This is a genomic window from Pseudomonas sp. B21-035, assembly GCF_024748945.1.
Classification (GTDB): domain Bacteria; phylum Pseudomonadota; class Gammaproteobacteria; order Pseudomonadales; family Pseudomonadaceae; genus Aquipseudomonas.
In genome coordinates this window covers 1566081-1584060 of the sequence record NZ_CP087179.1, presented here as the reverse complement: position 1 = coordinate 1584060, position 17980 = coordinate 1566081, and the positions used below count along the sequence as shown (strand labels likewise).

The following is a 17980-nucleotide window of genomic DNA, read 5'->3' as shown; positions in this document are numbered from 1 at the left end:
ATGACGCCAGACGGCAGCTACACCTTGTGTCGTCCTTCCATACACCGCTTTGGTGAGGATGCGTCAAATCATGAACACCCGGTACAAACCCCAGCTTGCAATGCTCCTGCTCTTCGGCCTGCCGCTGACAGCCTTCGCCAATGAATGCCGATTACAGATCACGCCGACGCCGCTGGACTATGGCACCCTCGACCGCAGCCGCCTGCAGCCCGGCAGCCCAGGCCTGGCACTGCCGGAGAAATCCGCGCAGTTGGCCCTGAGCTGCAGCGAAAGCACCGACCTGAGTGTGTTCTATACAGCCAATGCCCTGGACGGCGAGCGCTTCGAACTCGCCGCTGGCGGGCACTACCGAATACGTGCCGCCGATGCCGTGGTCGACGGCGAACGCGTTGACCTGGCCCGGATCGAACAAACCGGCGCCGTGCCGGGCCCGGCCAGCGCCTCGCTGGGCTGGCAGCCGCGTAGCGGCATGGTCCCGGTCCGGGCCGGCAAAGCCGTGCAAGGCCGCAGCCTGAATCTGACTCTGGTGTTCGAAGCCGAGCTGTCTGCCAAGGCTTTCGAAGTGCGCGAGTCGACCTCATTGCGCAGCAGCGGGCAGTTCGCTGCCCCGGCCTCCGGCAGCACTGCCGAACTGGCTCTGCAATGGCAGATCCAGCCAGCGGCCTGCACGCCATTGCTGTCCCAGGGCGGGGTGGTGGACTACGGCAAGATCAGCCTGCAGAGCCTTAACAGCGACAAGCGCACGCGCCTGCCCACGCGCCAGCTGAACCTGTCGATCCAGTGCGACAGCCCGGCGCGCTATGCCCTGCTGATGCAGGACAACCGCGACGGCACGGCGGTGGTCGATTCGCTGAATTTCTACGGTTTGGGCCGCGATGCCAGCGAGAATAAAATCGGCCTGTACGAGGTGCAGATCGACCCGTTGCACATCAGCGCCGACCAGTTGCCGGCGGTGTACCTCACCCAGTCGACCCGCGGCACCGGCTGGAGCACCGCAGGCAGCACCAGCAAAGCGCTGACCACCACCACCCTGCTCGGCTTCAATGATGTCGAGAACAACAGCAACGGCCCGATCGCCATCCGCCACCTGAGCACGCCAATCAACATCATGCCGGTGATCGCCGCCACCAGCGAGCTGGACAACCGCCAGGACATCCACCTCGACGGCTCGGCGACGATCGAGATCATTTACCTGTAAACGAAAACGCCCCGGATAACCGGGGCGTTTTTTCAACCGTGTGAATCAGCGCTTGAGCGAGGCCGGGGTAGCCGCTGCCGCCGCTTTGCTGCGGTTGGTTTTCAGGCTGTAGCAGACCACCATCACCAGCAGCCAGACCGGAATCGCGTAGACCGAGATCTGGATGCCCGGGATCTGCAGCATGATGCCCAGGATCAGCACCACGAAGGCCAGGCAGATGTAGTTGCCATAGGGGTACCACAGCGCCTTGAACAGCGGAGTCTGGCCGGTCTTGTTCAGGTGCTGGCGGAACTTCAGGTGCGAGTAGCTGATCATCGCCCAGTTGATCACCAGGGCGGCCACTACCAGCGACATCAGCAGCTCCAGCGCGTGCTGCGGGATGAAGTAGTTGAGCAGCACTGCAACCAGAGTCACCGCTGCCGAAGCCAGGATCGAACGCACCGGCACACCGCGCTTGTCGATCTTCGCCAGGCCCGCCGGGGCATCGCCCTGTTCGGCCATGCCGTAGAGCATACGGGCGTTGCAGTAGGTACCGCTGTTGTACACCGACAGCGCCGCGGTCAGCACCACGAAGTTGAGGATGTGCGCAGCAACATCACTGCCCAGCAGCGAGAACACTTGCACGAACGGGCTGGCGCCGTAGGTTCCACCGGCGGCATCGAGGCTGGTGACCAGGCTGTCCCATGGGGTCAGCGACAGCAGCACGACCAGGGCACCGATGTAGAAAATCAGGATGCGGTAGATCACCTGGTTGATCGCTTTGGGGATCACAGTCTTCGGCTTGTCGGCTTCAGCGGCGGTGAAACCGAGCATTTCCAGGCCGCCGAAGGAGAACATGATGATCGCCAGGGCCATGACCAGGCCGCTGACGCCATTGGGGAAGAAGCCGCCGTGTTCCCACAGGTTGCTCACCGAAGCTTGCGGGCCGCCGCTACCGCTGGCCAGCATCCAGCTGCCCAGGGCGATCATGCCGACAATGGCCAGGACCTTGATGATCGCGAACCAGAACTCGGCCTCGCCGAACACCTTGACGTTGGCCAGGTTGATCGCGTTGATGAGGATGAAGAAAGCAGCCGCCGAGGCCCAGGTCGGGATCTCCGGCCACCAGTAGTGCACGTACTTGCCGACGGCGGTGAGCTCCGACATGCCCACCAGGATGTACAGCACCCAGCAGTTCCAGCCCGACAGGAAGCCGGCAAAACCGCCCCAGTATTTGTGCGCGAAGTGACTGAAGGAGCCGGCCACCGGCTCTTCGACGATCATCTCGCCGAGCTGGCGCATGATCATGAAGGCAATGAAGCCACAGATCGCATAGCCGAGGATCATCGACGGGCCCGCCGACTTCATCACCCCGGCCGACCCCAGGAACAGCCCGGTACCGATTGCACCGCCCAGGGCGATCAACTGGATATGGCGATTTTTCAGGCCGCGTTTCAGCTCGCCTGAATGCGTGTTTTGTCCACTCATGAACGAAGTCACCTGCTTGTTTTTATCTGTGACGGAATCGGACCCACCGCGCTCGTGGCGCAGCGGAATTAACAAGGTGATTACCTTGAGGATCTTGGCCAACTGCTGCCCGTCCAGGGCATAAGCCGTGGGCGAATCAGCCGGGTGTCAGCAAGAGTGCGCGGTACGCATTGGGGTCACAGTTAAAACGCGGCGCATTGTATACCCCTACAGACGCGCAGGGGTCAACACGTTGCGTGACTGTCTGACGACAAAACGCACCGGTCCTGGGGAAGGGTTCTAGCCTGGGGAGGTAATCGGCGTACATGGCGCCTCCATTTGTTCTTATTGAATGCCCGGCTCTCCGGCCCGGCTTTGCACACGGCAATGGCGCCTATCTCACCGCTCCCGGGGCCTGCGAACAAGCTGTTGACGGGCAGGTAAAGCGCCCTGACCCGGGGCTTTCGGCAAGTTCTGTTTACACCCATAGAAATCTCCAGCCAGGGCCCGTGTACCGGCTGACATTTGTAACGATTTATTTACACGATGGTGTAAAAACTTTCCACGGCTTACGGAAGTGTCTGTAAGACAAGGAAATTTGCGCAAAAAAAAGCCAACCCGAAGGTTGGCTTGTTTAACCGGCCCGACTTACGGGCGCGGTTTGTTGCGGGTGCTGCCCGGACGCTTGGGCGCCGGCTTGCCGCGCTTGTTCATGTCGCTTGGGCGCTCGGCCACGGTGCTGCTGCCACGGCCGCTGTCCTTGCGCGGCGCTTCACCACGCGGCTGACGGGCTGGACGCTCGTCGCCACGGGGCTGGCGAACCGGACGCTCGGCTTCACCACGAGGCTGGCGCGCAGGGCGCTCGCCGGTTGCAGCGCCATCCTGGGCCGGACGCAGGGTGCGCACGCGCTCGCCACGGCCCAGCGGACGGGTGGACTTGCGCTGCAGGCGCTCGAGCTTGTCCTTGCTCTTGTGGTTCAGGGTCGGCATGGCCACTGGGGTCAGGCCCACTTCGGCGGCAAGAATGTCGACTTCCTGCTGGCTCATTTCGCGCCAGCGGCCCATCGGCAGGTCGGAGTTGAGGAACACCGGGCCGAAACGCACGCGCTTCAGACGGCTGACCACCAGGCCCTGGGATTCCCACAGGCGGCGTACTTCACGGTTGCGACCTTCCATCACCACGCAGTGGTACCAGTGGTTGAAGCCTTCACCGCCAGGGGCTTCCTGGATGTCGGTGAAACGCGCCGGGCCGTCTTCGAGCACGACACCGGCTTTGAGGCGGGCAATCATGTCTTCGTCGACTTCACCACGCACACGCACGGCATACTCACGGTCCATTTCGTAGGACGGGTGCATCAGGCGGTTGGCCAGCTCACCGTCGGTGGTGAACATCAGCAGGCCGGTGGTGTTGATGTCGAGGCGACCGATGTTGATCCAGCGACCTTCTTTCGGCCGTGGCAGGCGGTCGAACACGGTCGGACGGCCTTCCGGGTCGTCACGGGTGCAGATCTCACCGTCGGGTTTGTTGTACATGATCACCCGGCGCACGGTTTCGGCAGCTTCTTCGCGCTTGATCACGCGGCCGTCGACCGAGATCGCATCGTGCAGGTCGACGCGCTGGCCAAGGGTGGCATTGACGCCATTGACCTTGATCCGGCCCTGGCTGATCCAGGCCTCGACGTCGCGGCGCGAGCCCACGCCGATACGGGCGAGAACTTTTTGCAGTTTCTCGCCTGATGGCGGCAATGGCTGGGTTTCTTGCAGGTCTTTTTCACTCATGCTGGGCACCTCCCGGTGTATTTACGAAAATCTGGTATGGCGAACAAGCGCCAAAAAGGGTCGCGAATCATACGCTGATCGCGACGTGAACGCACCTGAGACTAGCCGAAATTGCAAAAGTTGCCGGGTCTATCCGCCCGAAGGCCAGGGTTACTGATGCGGCGTCTGCGGTTCGGTTGCCAACGGCTCGTCGTCCAGATCCACCTGGGTGTCGTCGACCAGGTCATCGAAATCGGTCTTGAGCCCTTCTTCCATGGCGTCCAGTTCGGTCAACAGGCTGCGGAAGCTGGTTTCTTCCTGGGGCTCTTGCGGCTCGGCACTGGCATCGGCCAGGGCCTGCAGGTGCGCCGGTACCGGGGCATCGTCCAGTTCCAGTACCGGTTCGGGCTCAGGCTCCATCTCGCGCAACTCGGCCAGCGGCGGCAGGTCATCGAGGTTCTTCAGGTTGAAGTGGTCGAGAAAGGCCTTGGTGGTGGCGAACATCGCCGGTTTACCCGGCACTTCACGGTAGCCGACGATGCGGATCCACTCGCGCTCGAGCAGGGTCTTGATGATGTTGGTGTTGACCGCCACACCGCGCACGTCCTCGATCTCGCCGCGGGTGATGGGCTGGCGGTAGGCGATCAGCGCCATGGTCTCCAGCAGGGCCCGGGAGTAGCGCTGCGGGCGCTCTTCCCACAGCCGGCCGACCCAGGGTGCGTAGTCTTCGCGGATCTGCAGGCGGTAACCCGAGGCCACCTCCTTGAGCTCGAAGGCGCGGCCATTGCAGGACTTGCGCAGCACCTCCAGGGCCTTCTTGAACACCGCAGGTTCCGGGCGCTCGGCTTCCTCGAACAATTCGTACAGGCGCTCAAGGGATTGCGGTTTGCCCGAGGCCAGCAAAAAGGCCTCGAGCAGGGGCGCCAGGTCGCGCGGTTCGTTCAGGTTCATGGGCTTGCTCAGTTGTTACTCGGCGCGGGCGCGGACATGGATCGGCGCAAAGGGCTCATTTTGCACCAGTTCGATCAAGGATTCCTTGACCAGTTCGAGAATCGCCATGAAGGTCACCACCACCCCGAGCTTGCCTTCCTCGGCGCTGAACAGCTCGACGAAGGGCACGAAGCCGCCGCCCCTGAGGCGCTCAAGCACTTCGCTCATGCGCTCGCGGGTCGACAACGCCTCACGGCTGACCTGGTGGCTTTCGAACAGATCACCCCGGCGCAGCACCTCGGCCATCGACACCAGCAGCTCTTCCAGGCTGACCTCGGGCAACAGCTTGCGCACCTTGGCCTGCGGCGCGTCCAGGCGCGGCACGATGACCTCGCGGCCGACCCGGCTAAGGCCGTCGATGCCTTCGGCGGCGGCCTTGAAGCGCTCGTACTCCTGCAGGCGGCGGATCAGTTCGGCACGCGGGTCGGCCTCTTCTTCCTCGACCTCGGCCGAACGCGGCAGCAGCATCCGTGACTTGATCTCGGCGAGCATCGCCGCCATCACCAGGTACTCGGCGGCCAGCTCAAGGCGCACGGTCTTCATCAGCTCGACGTAGCCCATGTACTGGCGGGTGATTTCCGCCACCGGGATGTCGAGGATGTCGACGTTCTGCTTGCGAATCAGGTACAGCAGTAAATCCAGAGGCCCTTCGAAGGCCTCCAGAAACACTTCCAGGGCATCCGGCGGAATGTACAGGTCCACCGGCATCTCGGTCATGGCTTCGCCATACACCAGCACCAGCGGCAGTTCCTGCTGGGCGCCTGCTTGCGGGTCGATACTGGCTTCGGGGGTGGTCGCCTGGCTCACGCTTCGACCATGAACGGCGCAGGGTCGCCGCAACCGACGCGGATCACTTCCGGCTCATCGCCCGCCAGGTTGATCACGGTCGAGGCCTTCAGGTCACCAAAGCCGCCATCGACGATCAGGTCGACGTGGTGCTCCAAGGCCTGGCGAATCTCGTAGGGATCGGTCATCGGCTGGTCTTCGCCGGGCATGATCAGGCTGACGCTCATCAGCGGCTCGCCGAGCTCTTCGAGCAGGGCCAGGGCAATCGGGTTGGACGGCACGCGCAGGCCGATGGTGCGGCGCTTTTCGTGCAGCAGCAGGCGCGGCACTTCGCGGGTGGCGTTGAGGATGAAGGTGTACGGCCCCGGTACATGGGCCTTGAGCAAGCGAAAGGTGGCGGTGTCGATCTTGGCGAACAGGCCCATTTGCGACAGGTCGCAGCAGATCAGGGTGAAGTTGTGGTTCTTGTCCAGCTGACGCAGGCGGCGAACCCGTTCAACGGCATTCTTGTCGCCGATCTGGCAACCCATGGCGTAGGAGGAGTCGGTGGGATAAACCACCACGCCGCCCTTGCGGATGATTTCGACGGCCTGTTTGATCAGGCGCGGTTGCGGGTTTTCCGCATGAATCTGGAAAAACTGACTCACGTTCTCTTCCTGTTCAGACTGCCGCGATAGGCTGCTCATGTTTGAATCGGCGCCACAGTGGTGGCAGGTCCTCTGGCAATGGCCGGTAGACACCGATCTCGCCCCAGGTGCCAGGGCCATGGAAATCACTGCCGGCACTGGCCAGCAGACCGAATTCACGGGCCAGGATCGACAGAGTGCCTACCTGTTCGGCCGGCATCATGCCGTTGACCACTTCCAGCGCCTGCCCGCCTGCTTGAATATAGTCGGCAATCAGCCGGCGGCGCTTGCTGCGGGTTAAATCGTAGTGCATCGGGTGGGCCAGGCTGACCCAGGCATCGGACTGGCGCAACGTCTCGACGGTCTCCTCCAGGGTTGGCCAGTGCAGCTTCACGTCGCCCAGCTTGCCGGCCCCCAGCCACTTGCGAAACGCCTCGGCGCGGTCTTTTACATAGCCTGCGCGCACCAGGTACTCGGCAAAATGCGGGCGCGCCGGGGCATTGCCGCTGTCGCCCAGTTCCTGCTGGATGGCCCGCGCGCCGTCGAGCGCGCCCTTCATGCCCTTGAGTGCCAACCGTCGGTCGATTTCTTCCGAACGCAACCAGCGACCACGGTGCAGCGACTCGACGGCGGCCTGCAACGGCGCGGCGTCGAGGGGGAAGTTGTAGCCCAGCACGTGAATGGTCGCCCCGCCCCAGGTGCACGACAGCTCGATGCCGCTGACCCAGTGCATGTCCAGGGCCTGGGTGGCGGCGCGGGCTTCGAGCTGGCCTTCGAGGGTGTCATGGTCGGTCAGCGAGAGCATCCGCACGCCGTGCTCATGGGCCCGGGCGACCAGAACCGTTGGCGACAAGGCGCCGTCGGAGGCCGTACTGTGGCAGTGCAGATCAACATTCATAGGTGGCGCTTTCGCTGTCATTGATGTTTGTTATTATGCCGTCACATCCTGCTTCTGGCTGCCATTGTGAAACAATTCATCGATTTCATCCCGCTGCTCCTGTTCTTCATCGTCTACAAGCTTGAACCGCGTGCCGTCGAATTCGCCGGGCACACCTTCGAACTGGGCGGCATCTACAGCGCCACGGCGATGCTGATCATCAGCTCGCTGGTGGTCTACGGCGCCCTGTTCCTTCGCCAACGCAAGCTGGAGAAAGGCCAGTGGCTGACCCTGGTGGCCTGCCTGGTGTTCGGCGGCCTGACCCTGGCCTTCCACAGCGAAACCTTCCTCAAATGGAAGGCGCCGGTGGTCAACTGGCTGTTCGCCCTGGCCTTCACCGGCAGCCACTTCATCGGCGACCGGGTGCTGATCAAGCGCATCATGGGCCACGCCCTGACCCTGCCGGAGCCGGTATGGACGCGCCTGAACATCGCCTGGATCGGCTTCTTCCTGTTCTGTGGCGCGGCCAATCTGTTCGTTGCCTTCACCTTCCAGAGCTTCTGGGTCGACTTCAAGGTGTTCGGCAGCCTGGGCATGACCGTGCTGTTCCTGGTGGCCCAGGGCGTGTACCTGTCCCGCCACCTGCACGACAGCGACCCGAGCACTCCGCCTTCCACTCCCAAGCACGAGGAATGACATGCTTTACGCCATCATTGCCACAGACGTAGCCGATTCGCTGGAACAACGCCTGGCCGCGCGCCCGGCGCATATCGAACGCCTGCAGCAGCTCAAGGAGCAAGGCCGCGTGGTACTGGCCGGCCCGCACCCGGCCATTGACAGCAACGACCCGGGCGCCGCCGGGTTCACCGGCAGCCTGATCGTCGCCGAATTCGACTCGCTCAGCGCCGCCCAGGCCTGGGCCGACGCCGACCCGTACATTGCCGCCGGCGTCTACGCCAACGTCATCGTCAAGCCGTTCAAGCAAGTCCTGCCGTAATGCCGCAGGGCGGTGGCCAAGCCGGCGCACCGCCCCTTGCAGCTTTCTCTTGGCAAATGCTCATTATTCTCGCCCGATGGCCGACAACCTCCTGAACCATCCAATGGAATCAGGAGTTCCGATGCGTCAAGGTCCGTTGTCCCTGCTGCTGTGCCTGTTGCTGCTGACCCCATTGGCCCAGGCTGAAGAGCCCAGCGGCTCCAGCACCCCGCTGTCGCTCAGTGCCGGCAGCCAGATCACCGAGCTGCAACAGCGCCTCAAAGAAAGCGAGCGCCTGCGCGAAACCCTGGTCCAGCAACTGCACAACGCCGACAGCGAACGCGAAAGCGCCCAGCTCACCCGTCTGCGCCAGGAAAACCAGAAACTGAAGCTGGCACTCAAGGAATTGCAGGCCAGCGCCGCGCCGAAACTCATCACCGAGCAGCAACAATGGTTCCTGATTGGTGGCGCAGTTGCCCTGTTTGCAGCACTCTGCGGTATCTTTGCCAGTGGCGGACACAGAAAGCGTCGGCAATGGTTGAATTGAGTGAGTCATGAGCGAGCTGTTACTGATTGATGATGACCAGGAACTCTGCGAGCTGCTCGGCAGCTGGCTGACCCAGGAAGGTTTCGTGGTACGTGCCTGCCACGATGGCCACAGCGCCCGCAAAGCGCTGGCCGAACAGGCGCCGGCCGCCGTCGTGCTGGACGTGATGCTGCCTGACGGCAGCGGTCTTGAGCTGCTCAAGCAGCTGCGCAGCGAACACGCCGAACTGCCGGTGCTGATGCTCTCGGCCCGTGGTGAGCCGCTGGACCGGATTCTCGGCCTGGAGCTGGGCGCCGACGACTACCTGGCCAAACCTTGCGACCCGCGTGAACTCACCGCCCGCCTGCGCGCCGTGCTGCGCCGCAGCCACCCCAACGCGACGCCGAGCCAGGTGGAAATCGGCGACCTGTGCTTCAGCCCGGCCCGCGGCGTGGTCAGCATCGACGAGCAAGAGCTGGCCCTGACCCTCTCCGAGAGCCGCATCCTCGAAGCCCTGCTGCGCCAGCCCGGCGAGCCGCTGGACAAGCAGGAACTGGCGCAGATCGCCCTGGGCCGCAAGCTGACCCTGTACGACCGCAGCCTGGACATGCACGTCAGCAACCTGCGCAAGAAGATCGGCCCGCACGCCGATGGCCGCCCGCGCATCGTCGCCCTGCGCAGCCGCGGCTACTACTACAGCCTGTAATGTCAGCACGGCGCGCAGGCATCTTTACCCAAGCTTTACCCTTGCCTGACCGCCGCTGACCTTGATCTCCCTAGACTGGGCACATCCGGTAACGACCGGCCTCAGAAAGGAGAGTCACCATGCGCAAGACCCTTATCGCCCTGATGTTCGCCGCTGCTCTGCCCACCGTTGCCATGGCCATGCCAGATGCCGGCGGCCCGCGCCACGGCGAGCACCACCGCGGTGGAGCGCCTTTCGCCCAGCTGGACCTAAGCCGCGAACAGCGCCAGCAGATCGGCAAGCTGATGGGCGAGCAGATGAAAAGCCGTCAGGAAATCACCCAGCGCTACCTGGAAAAACTCCCGGCCGCTGACCAGAAGGCCCTGAAAGACGAGCTCAAGGCCAAGAAGGACAAGACCCAGGCCGAGATTCGCGCCCTGCTCAAACCCGAACAGCAAAAACAGTTCGACGAAATGAAGAAAAAGCAGGATGAACGCCGCGCCGAATGGGCCGAGTTCAAAGCCTGGAAAGCTGAAAAAGCCAACAAGGCCCAGTAAGCTGTCAGCCACCCGCCCGGCCTGCCCCAGCAGGCCGGGCTTTTTCCGTTAGAGGTGCCTCTTTTGCGTTCATTGTTCTGGCGCATCCTGGCCAGTTTCTGGCTAGCCATCGCCCTGGTTGCCGGGCTGTCGATCCTGCTCGGGCACATGCTGAACCAGGACGCCTGGATTCTCAGCCGCCACCCGGGCCTCAATACCCTGGCCAAGAACTGGACCCAGCGCTATGAACAGCAAGGGCCGGAATACGCCCAGCATTACCTCGAACACCGCAAGCGCCGCTACAACATCGATGTGCAAGTGCTCAACGACAGTGGCGACGCCGTCGTGCCCGGCACCTTCCCGCGCCGCGCCGCCGCCTTCGAGGCGCGCCGCCACAACGACGACCGGCGCCTGCCGTGGCGCCGCCTGACCGAGGAATACACCAGCCCCGACAGCGGCGAGACCTACCTGCTGATCTATCGCATCCCGCACCCGGAACTGGATGCCTGGCACCGCGACAGCCTGCTCTGGCCGTTGAGCGCCCTAGGCATCGCCCTGGTGGTGCTGACCCTGTTCAGCCTGCTGGTGACCCTGTCGATCACCCGCCCGCTGAGCCGCTTGCGCGGCGCCGTGCATGACCTGGGGCAAACTACCTACCAGCAGAACAGCCTGGCGCGCCTGGCCAACCGCCGTGACGAGTTCGGCGTACTGGCCAACGACTTCAACCGCATGGGTGCGCGGCTGCAGAGCCTGATCGGCAGCCAGCGCCAGCTATTGCGTGACGTTTCCCATGAACTGCGCTCGCCGCTGGCACGCCTGCGTATCGCCCTGGCCCTGGCCGAACGCGCCGAACCCGAGCAGCGCCAGGCCCTGTGGCCGCGCCTGACCCGCGAATGCGACCGCCTCGAAGCGCTGATCAGTGAGATCCTGGTGCTGGCCCGGGTCGATGCCGAACAGGCACGGGCCGAACCGGTGGACCTTGATGCCCTGCTGGCCGCCGTGCACAAGGACGCGCAACTGGGCGCGCCGGAGCAGGAGATCCTCCTGCAGCATGAACCCGGGCTCAACCTGCAAGGCTGGCCGACGCTGCTGGAACGGGCGTTGGATAACCTGCTGCGCAATGCCGTGCGCTTCAACCCGGCCGGGCAGCCGATTGAAATCACCGGGGTGCGCGAAAGCGACAAGATTGTGCTGAGTGTGCGTGACCATGGCCCGGGAGTGGCCGCAGAGCACCTGGCGCAGCTGGGCGAGCCGTTCTACCGGGCGCCCGGGCAGAGTACCGCAGGCCATGGCCTGGGGTTGGCCATTGCGCGCAAGGCGGCGGAGCGCCATGGCGGCAGCTTGAGCCTGGGCAATCATCCCCAGGGCGGGTTTGTTGCCACGCTAGAGTTGCCACTGGCAAGGCCTGACTCAATATAGCTTCGCCGGGCAAGCCCGCTCCTACATTGTGGGAGCGGCGGTGCGACGCCTCGACTTGCCCCGCGATGAGGCCCTAACCCCCGCTGCTACTCCCAGGCACTGACAAAATCAGCCGTCGCCAGCACCGGCGCGGTGCGCGGTTCATTTTGTGGAGTACCCAGGTACAGGAAGGCGATGATCTCTTCGTTGTCCGCCAGCCCCAATCCCTTGGCCACATGCTTGCTGTACGAAAGCTCGCCAGTACGCCATACCGCGCCGATACCCTGGGCATGAGCCGCGAGCAAAATACCGTGGGCCGCGCAACCGGCCGCCAGGCGCTGCTCGGACTGCGGCACCTTGAAGTGATCCTGCAGCCGCGCAACCACAACCACCAGCAACGGCGCCCGCAACGGCATGGCCCGGGCCTTGTCCAGCGCCGCCTGGCCGGTCTCGCCATTGAGTTTGACCGCTTCGGCGAGCAGTTCGCCAAGCTTGGCCCGCGCCTCGCCCTCGACCGTCAAGAAGCGCCAGGGCCGCAACTGGCCGTGGTCCGGTGCCCGCAGGGCGGCCTGAAACAGCGCCTCGCGTTGTGCGGTATTGGGTGCCGGATCCAGCAGACGTGGAACCGAAACCCGGTTGAGCAATGCGTCGAGAGCCTCCATTGGCTACCCCTTGTGGATAAATGTCGGGCTATTCTAGCGTTTACTTAAAAAGGTCCATAGGTAGAATGGCGCCCTTCCGTTTTGAGTCAGAGCAGATCACATGGCGTTGCCGACCTTAAGGATCATTGGTTTCATCATCGGCATCTTCCTGATCACCCTGGCGATCAGCATGGTCGTGCCCATGGCCACCCTGGTGATCTTCGACCGCACGGGCGACCTGCCGTCGTTCCTGTGGGCCAGCATGATCACCTTTATCGCAGGCCTGGCTCTGGTCATCCAGGGCCGCCCCGAGCACGTGCACCTGCGCCCGCGCGATATGTACCTGCTGACGGTCAGCAGCTGGCTGGTGGTGTGCATCTTCGCCGCCCTGCCGTTCCTGCTGACCCAGCACATCAGCTACACCGACGCCTTTTTCGAAAGCATGTCCGGCATTACCGCCACCGGCGCCACCGTACTCAGCGGCCTCGACAGCATGTCGCCGGGTATCCTGATGTGGCGCTCGCTGCTGCACTGGCTCGGCGGTATCGGCTTTATCGCCATGGCCGTGGCGATCCTGCCGCTGCTGCGCATCGGCGGCATGCGCCTGTTCCAGACCGAGTCCTCGGACCGTTCGGAAAAGGTCATGCCGCGCTCGCACATGGTCGCCAAGTCGATCGTGCTGGTGTACATCGGCATCACCACCCTCGGCGCCCTGGCCTTCTGGCTGGCGGGCATGAACGCCTTCGACGCGATCAACCACGCCATGTCGGCGATTTCCACCGGCGGTTTCTCTACCTCCGACCAGTCCCTGGCCAAGTGGGACATACCGGCGGTGCATTGGGTAGCGGTGGTGGTGATGATCCTCGGCAGCTTGCCGTTCGCCCTGTACGTGGCGACCATCCGCGGCAACCGCAAGGCGCTGATCAAGGACCAGCAGGTCCAGGGCCTGTTGGCGATGCTGGTGGCGACCTGGCTGGTGCTCGGTACCTGGTACTGGGCCACCACCAACCTGCACTGGCTCGACGCCCTGCGCCACGTGGCCCTGAACGTCACCTCGGTGGTCACCACCACCGGCTTCGCCCTGGGCGACTACAGCCTGTGGGGCAATTTCTCGCTGATGCTGTTCTTCTACCTGGGTTTTGTCGGCGGCTGCTCGGGCTCGACCGCTGGCGGCATCAAGATTTTCCGCTTCCAGGTGGCCTACATCCTGCTCAAGGCCAACTTGAACCAGCTGATTCACCCCCGGGCGGTAATCAAGCAGAAGTACAACGGCCACCGCCTCGATGAAGAGATCGTGCGTTCGATCCTGACCTTCTCGTTCTTCTTCGCCATCACCATCTGCGTCATCGCCCTGGCCCTGTCGCTGCTGGGTGTCGACTGGATGACCGCACTGACCGGCGCCGCCAGCACCGTATCGGGCGTCGGCCCGGGCCTGGGCGAAACCATCGGCCCGGCCGGCAACTTCGCCACCCTGCCGGATGCGGCCAAGTGGATTCTGGCCTTCGGCATGCTGCTCGGGCGCCTGGAGATCATTACGGTGCTGGTGCTATGTATGCCGGCGTTCTGGCGTCACTGACCGGCGGATCCTCTACCGGGGCCACCACAGCCCCGTTCAAGCGCGCCCGGTACTCGCCAGGGGTGACATCGAACCAGCGGCGAAACGCCCTGAAAAAATTGCTCGGGTCGGCGAAACCCAGAAGATAGGCAGCCTCCAGCAGGGTCATGTTGGCTTGCGCCAGGTACTGCTCGGCAAGCTCGCGGCGGGTATCGTCCAGCAGTGTCTGAAAGCTCGTGCCCTCTTCCTGCAAGCGCCGCTGCAAGGTGCGCTGCGACAGGTGCAGGGCCTGGGCGATGGTTTCGCGCTTGGGCTCGCCCTGGGGCAAAACCCGGCACAACACCTGGCGCGCACGATGGGTAACCCGGCTTTCCGAGAAGCGCGCCAGGTATTCGCCAGCAAAGCGGTCGTGCAAGGTGGCCATGGCCTCGTTGGCGGTCGGCAGCGGCGCCTCCATGTCGGCGCGCTCGAACACCAGCGCATCGTAGGGCGCGCTGAACACCAGCGGGGCATGGAATGCGGTCTTGTAAGGGCCCAAGTCCTTGGGCTGCGGCCCCTGGACCAGCACCCGACGCGGCTGGATCACTCGCCCGCTGAGCCAGCTGCACAGCGCCAGGGCGCAGGCCAGCGAGGCTTCGGCACTGTGCCGGGTGGGTGGCAGGTGATCGCCATGCACGGTCAGAATCAACGCATAGCCGTCGGGCTCAAGGCGAAAACTCAGGTCGGAGCTTTCGGCGATGATCCGCTGATAGCGCACCAGCCGCTCGAAACCTTCGGCCAGGGTGCGGCTCGACATCAGCGCGTAGCCGACCACATGAAAGGACGCCGGGCGTACCACCCGCGCCATGTTCAGGCCGATCGCCTGGTTGCCGGAAAGGTCGACCGCCAACTGCCACAGGCGGGTCATGGAGTCCTGGGTGAAGCGTGCGTCGGGATCGTCCAGCGCGGTGAAATCCAGGCCAAGTTGCTTGAACATGGCACGGCAATCGAGCCCTTCCAGTTCAAGTGCCTTGACGATCCCTGATGCCCAGCTTGCTGACGTGGTTCTTTCGCTCATGGCTGGCTTCTTTTGTTACCGACTAGCCGCTCCTGCGGCGATCTCAAAGGATACTCAATTGGCGCCTATTGTCACTGCTCTGTAGTGTTACTCACTCTAGACTCAGATCAGGCTCCACGCCGTGTATCTTCGTCAGATTGACCAGACTCTGGAGCAGTGTCGTGAACAGCCCTCAGCAATTTCGCAGTTTTGCCGAGTTCTACCCCTATTACCTGGGTGAGCACAGTAATCCCACCTGCCGGCGCCTGCATTTCGTCGGTACCAGCCTGGTCATCGCCGTACTCGCCTTTGCCCTGGGCAGCGGCAACTGGTTGCTGCTGCTGGCCCTGCCCTTTGCCGGTTACGGCTTTGCCTGGGTCGGGCACTTCTACTTCGAGAAAAACCGCCCCGCCACCTTCAAGCACCCGCTGTACAGCCTGATTGGCGACTTCGCCATGTACCGCGACATGCTGCGCGGCAAGGTCAGCTTCTGATTTCGGCCCGCAAGGTCAGAAACCCGTCCCGGGCGGCCACTGCCCCGACCAACGGTACAGGTAGAGTGCCCTGAAACCCCGCGTTTCGGAGCGCCGATGAACCAGCAAGCCAGCTTTAACCACATGCAGGACGGTACCGAGCAGGATTGGGCAATCATCGCCGAGGATTTCAGGGCCTATGCCAGCCAGCTGGCCGATCGCATCCTGGCGCACCTGCGGCTGCTCGATGGCGACTTCGGCGGCTTTCCCATCGACCGCCTGAGCCACTCCCTGCAAACCGCCAGCCGCGCCTGGCGTGACGGGCGCGATGAAGAGTACGTGGTCTGCGCGCTGCTGCACGACATCGGCGACACCCTCGGCAGCTATAACCACCCGGACATCGCCGCCGCCATCCTCAAGCCGTTCATCAGCCCGGAAAACCTGTGGATGGTAGAAAAACACGGGGTGTTCCAGGGCTACTACTTTTTCCATCACCTGGGCATGGACCGGCACCTGCGCGAGCAATTCCAGGGCCATCCGCAATTCCAGCAAACCATCGAGTTCTGTGCCCGCTACGATGCCGCCGCCTTCGATCCGGGCTACGACAGCCTGCCCCTGAGCTTCTTCGAGCCGATGCTGCAGCGCCTGTTCGCCAAGCCCCGGCAGTCGATCTACAAGGCCGCGCTAGAGCAACCCGCCGCCACTGCCTGAATCCACCAGCTTCTCCAGCCCGGCCTGGCGCCGGGCGGCTTCGGCCTGGGCGTCGGCCAGGCGATAAAGCTCGATGCTGCCGTCCCAGTGCTCGATCAGTGCCGTGCACGACTCGACCCAATCACCGCAATTGAGGTAATCCACCTCGCCGACCTTGCGGATCTGGGCATGGTGAATGTGCCCGCAGACCACACCATGAAAGCCGCGTTTGACGCACTCATGGGCGATGGCCTCCTCAAAGTCGCTGATGAAGCTGACTGCGCTCTTGACCTTGTGCTTGAGGTACGCCGACAGTGACCAGTAGCCGTAGCCATAGCGCGCACGCCAGTGGTTGAGCCAGCGGTTGAGGGTCAGGGTGAATTCGTAGGCCGAATCGCCGAGGAACGCCAGCCAGCGGTGATAACGGGTGATCACGTCGAACTGGTCGCCATGAATCACCAGCAGGCGCCGGCCATCGGCGGTCAGGTGCTCGGCCTGGTCGACCAACTGGATATTGCCCAGCACCAGCTTGGAGTAGCGACGCAGGAACTCGTCATGGTTGCCGGTCACGTAGATCACCTCGGTGCCGCGCTTGCTCATGGTCAGCAGGCGGCGGATCACGTTGGTGTGCGCCTGGGGCCAGTACATGCCGCCGCGCAGCTTCCAGCCGTCGATGATGTCGCCGACCAGGTAGATGCGATCGGCCTGGTAACCCTTGAGAAACTGCGACAGGTGTTCGGCCTGGCAATCCCGGGTGCCCAGATGCACGTCCGAGATCCACAGGGTGCGCACGCGCTGTTTGCGCGAGGGTCTGACAAGCTCGGCACGGGTCATCGGCAGGCTCCGGGAAGGTTTGCGCCAGCTTGCCAAGCAGCGGTGAATCGAACATGACCGCCCGGTGTCGGTCTGATGACATGCCCGGCCCGCCTGCTTGCCTGTACACTGCTGCGATTGCCGGAGGAGCCTTCGATGAGCCGCGCCCCGATACTTTCCCTGCGCCATTATCGCCACGACCTGATCGCCCATAGCCACGACCATCCGCAACTGGTGTTCGGCCTGCGCGGGCGCCTGGAGTTCGAGGTCGAAGGCCGCGGCGCGCAGCTGGACCGCCAGGACCTGATGGTGGTCCCGGCTGGCCGCCATCACACCTGCGGCAGTACTGTCGGCAGCGATTGCCTGGTGCTGGACGTCCCGGTCGACAACTGGCTGGGCCAGAGCCTGGGCGCGCACCTGGACGCCAGCCAGCGCCTGCTGGAGCGGGCCAGGCCGTTGAGCCTGGACACTCGCCAACAGCAACTGGTCGACTGGCTGGCGGCCAGCCCGATCAACGATCCGCTAATCGCCCAGCAAGGTGCAGTGTTGCTGCTGGCCAGCCTGAACGGCGGCGCGGCGCCCGTTGCGCCGACAACCTCACTGCCCTATGCCCGCTTCGATGCGCATATCGAGCAGAACGCCGCCTACCCGCTGCAGGTGGCCGACCTGGCGCGCCTGGCCGGGCTATCCAGCGCGCGCCTGCATGCGCGGTTCATGGCTGAATGCGGGTCACGCCCATGGACTATGTACGCCAGCGTCGCCTGCTACGCGCGCGGCAGCTACTACGCGATACCCGCTTGCCGATCGGCGATATCGCCTGCCAGGTCGGCTACAGCTCGCAAAGCGCCTTTGCCGCCGCCATGCTCAAGGCGTTTGGCCGCACGCCTGGTGCCTTGCGCCGCGATTGTGCCGACAATTGACGCGAGGACCGCGACAGACAGCGCCAGCGCCGCCCCCGTAAACTGGCGCC

18 protein-coding genes and 2 pseudogenes are annotated in these 17980 nt (G+C 63.7%); 11 read left to right on the top strand and 9 right to left on the bottom strand.

The genetic code is table 11. The features are described 5' to 3' along the window. The first annotated feature begins 70 nt into the window (after window positions 1-70). Window positions 71-1198 (top strand): DUF1120 domain-containing protein, encoded by a 1128-nt coding sequence (locus LOY22_RS07290; RefSeq protein WP_176794288.1) that lies wholly within the window; start codon window positions 71-73, stop codon window positions 1196-1198. A 45-nt stretch (window positions 1199-1243) separates the two neighbouring features. Here LOY22_RS07290 and LOY22_RS07285 read toward each other — a convergent pair whose 3' ends face one another. The 6 genes and pseudogenes from LOY22_RS07285 to LOY22_RS07260 form a co-directional block, all read right to left on the bottom strand. Then, the gene (locus LOY22_RS07285) at window positions 1244-2665 is read right to left on the bottom strand and encodes an amino acid permease (RefSeq protein WP_045200547.1); all 1422 of its coding nucleotides are present in this window, start codon (window positions 2663-2665) and stop codon (window positions 1244-1246) included. Between the two features lie 627 nt (window positions 2666-3292). Next, complete coding sequence (gene rluB / locus LOY22_RS07280) at window positions 3293-4423, bottom strand: 23S rRNA pseudouridine(2605) synthase RluB (protein WP_258596994.1); 1131 nt, start codon at window positions 4421-4423, stop codon at window positions 3293-3295. Window positions 4424-4594: 171 nt separating this feature from the next. After that, window positions 4595-5353: pseudogene (gene scpB / locus LOY22_RS07275) on the bottom strand (SMC-Scp complex subunit ScpB); the annotation flags it as partial. Window positions 5354-5368: 15 nt separating this feature from the next. Next, window positions 5369-6067, bottom strand: coding sequence for a ScpA family protein (locus LOY22_RS07270; protein WP_213604460.1), 699 nt, complete (start codon window positions 6065-6067; stop codon window positions 5369-5371). A gap of 128 nt (window positions 6068-6195) precedes the next feature. Further along, window positions 6196-6825 (bottom strand): L-threonylcarbamoyladenylate synthase, encoded by a 630-nt coding sequence (locus LOY22_RS07265; RefSeq protein ID WP_045200120.1) that lies wholly within the window; start codon window positions 6823-6825, stop codon window positions 6196-6198. 13 nt (window positions 6826-6838) lie between these two features. Beyond that, complete coding sequence (locus LOY22_RS07260; protein ID WP_045200118.1) at window positions 6839-7702, bottom strand: PHP domain-containing protein; 864 nt, start codon at window positions 7700-7702, stop codon at window positions 6839-6841. Window positions 7703-7768: 66 nt separating this feature from the next. Between LOY22_RS07260 and LOY22_RS07255 the strand changes: the two genes are divergently transcribed. From LOY22_RS07255 to LOY22_RS07230, 6 genes are all read left to right on the top strand, one after another. After that, entirely contained in the window at window positions 7769-8377 is a 609-nt protein-coding gene (locus LOY22_RS07255; protein WP_195883338.1) for a septation protein A, read from the top strand. A 1-nt stretch (window position 8378) separates the two neighbouring features. After that, the gene (locus LOY22_RS07250; protein ID WP_258596991.1) at window positions 8379-8678 is read left to right on the top strand and encodes a YciI family protein; all 300 of its coding nucleotides are present in this window, start codon (window positions 8379-8381) and stop codon (window positions 8676-8678) included. 121 nt (window positions 8679-8799) lie between these two features. Beyond that, entirely contained in the window at window positions 8800-9204 is a 405-nt protein-coding gene (locus tag LOY22_RS07245) for a translation initiation factor 2 (RefSeq protein WP_045200111.1), read from the top strand. A gap of 7 nt (window positions 9205-9211) precedes the next feature. Beyond that, the gene (locus tag LOY22_RS07240) at window positions 9212-9889 is read left to right on the top strand and encodes a response regulator transcription factor (protein WP_045200109.1); all 678 of its coding nucleotides are present in this window, start codon (window positions 9212-9214) and stop codon (window positions 9887-9889) included. 119 nt (window positions 9890-10008) lie between these two features. Further along, entirely contained in the window at window positions 10009-10425 is a 417-nt protein-coding gene (locus tag LOY22_RS07235; RefSeq protein WP_045200107.1) for a Spy/CpxP family protein refolding chaperone, read from the top strand. 63 nt (window positions 10426-10488) lie between these two features. After that, window positions 10489-11823 carry a cell wall metabolism sensor histidine kinase WalK gene (locus LOY22_RS07230; protein ID WP_258596989.1) on the top strand — a complete coding sequence of 445 codons (1335 nt, stop codon included), beginning with the start codon at window positions 10489-10491 and terminating at the stop codon, window positions 11821-11823. 86 nt (window positions 11824-11909) lie between these two features. Here LOY22_RS07230 and LOY22_RS07225 read toward each other — a convergent pair whose 3' ends face one another. Next, the gene (locus tag LOY22_RS07225; RefSeq protein ID WP_213602085.1) at window positions 11910-12464 is read right to left on the bottom strand and encodes a nitroreductase family protein; all 555 of its coding nucleotides are present in this window, start codon (window positions 12462-12464) and stop codon (window positions 11910-11912) included. Between the two features lie 100 nt (window positions 12465-12564). Here LOY22_RS07225 and LOY22_RS07220 point away from each other — a divergent pair, with 100 nt between their 5' ends. Next, on the top strand, window positions 12565-14019 hold the full coding sequence (locus LOY22_RS07220) for a TrkH family potassium uptake protein (RefSeq protein ID WP_093385829.1): 1455 nt from the start codon (window positions 12565-12567) through the stop codon (window positions 14017-14019). On the opposite strand, the gene LOY22_RS07215 is transcribed toward LOY22_RS07220, so the two are convergent. Continuing rightward, the gene (locus LOY22_RS07215; RefSeq protein WP_045200099.1) at window positions 13976-15055 is read right to left on the bottom strand and encodes an AraC family transcriptional regulator; all 1080 of its coding nucleotides are present in this window, start codon (window positions 15053-15055) and stop codon (window positions 13976-13978) included. The genes LOY22_RS07220 and LOY22_RS07215 overlap by 44 nt on opposite strands. Before the next feature lie 161 nt (window positions 15056-15216). Between LOY22_RS07215 and LOY22_RS07210 the strand changes: the two genes are divergently transcribed. Together LOY22_RS07210 and LOY22_RS07205 are read left to right on the top strand one after the other, a co-directional pair. Further along, window positions 15217-15528, top strand: coding sequence for a DUF962 domain-containing protein (locus tag LOY22_RS07210; RefSeq protein ID WP_045200097.1), 312 nt, complete (start codon window positions 15217-15219; stop codon window positions 15526-15528). Window positions 15529-15624: 96 nt separating this feature from the next. After that, complete coding sequence (locus LOY22_RS07205; RefSeq protein WP_258596985.1) at window positions 15625-16218, top strand: HD domain-containing protein; 594 nt, start codon at window positions 15625-15627, stop codon at window positions 16216-16218. On the opposite strand, the gene LOY22_RS07200 is transcribed toward LOY22_RS07205, so the two are convergent. Continuing rightward, complete coding sequence (locus LOY22_RS07200) at window positions 16192-17031, bottom strand: UDP-2,3-diacylglucosamine diphosphatase (protein WP_258596983.1); 840 nt, start codon at window positions 17029-17031, stop codon at window positions 16192-16194. The two genes, LOY22_RS07205 and LOY22_RS07200, sit on opposite strands and share 27 nt — an antisense overlap. 135 nt (window positions 17032-17166) lie before the next feature. Between LOY22_RS07200 and LOY22_RS07195 the strand changes: the two are divergent. Then, window positions 17167-17930 (top strand): annotated as a pseudogene (locus tag LOY22_RS07195) (AraC family transcriptional regulator). Window positions 17931-17980: the final 50 nt, after the last annotated feature.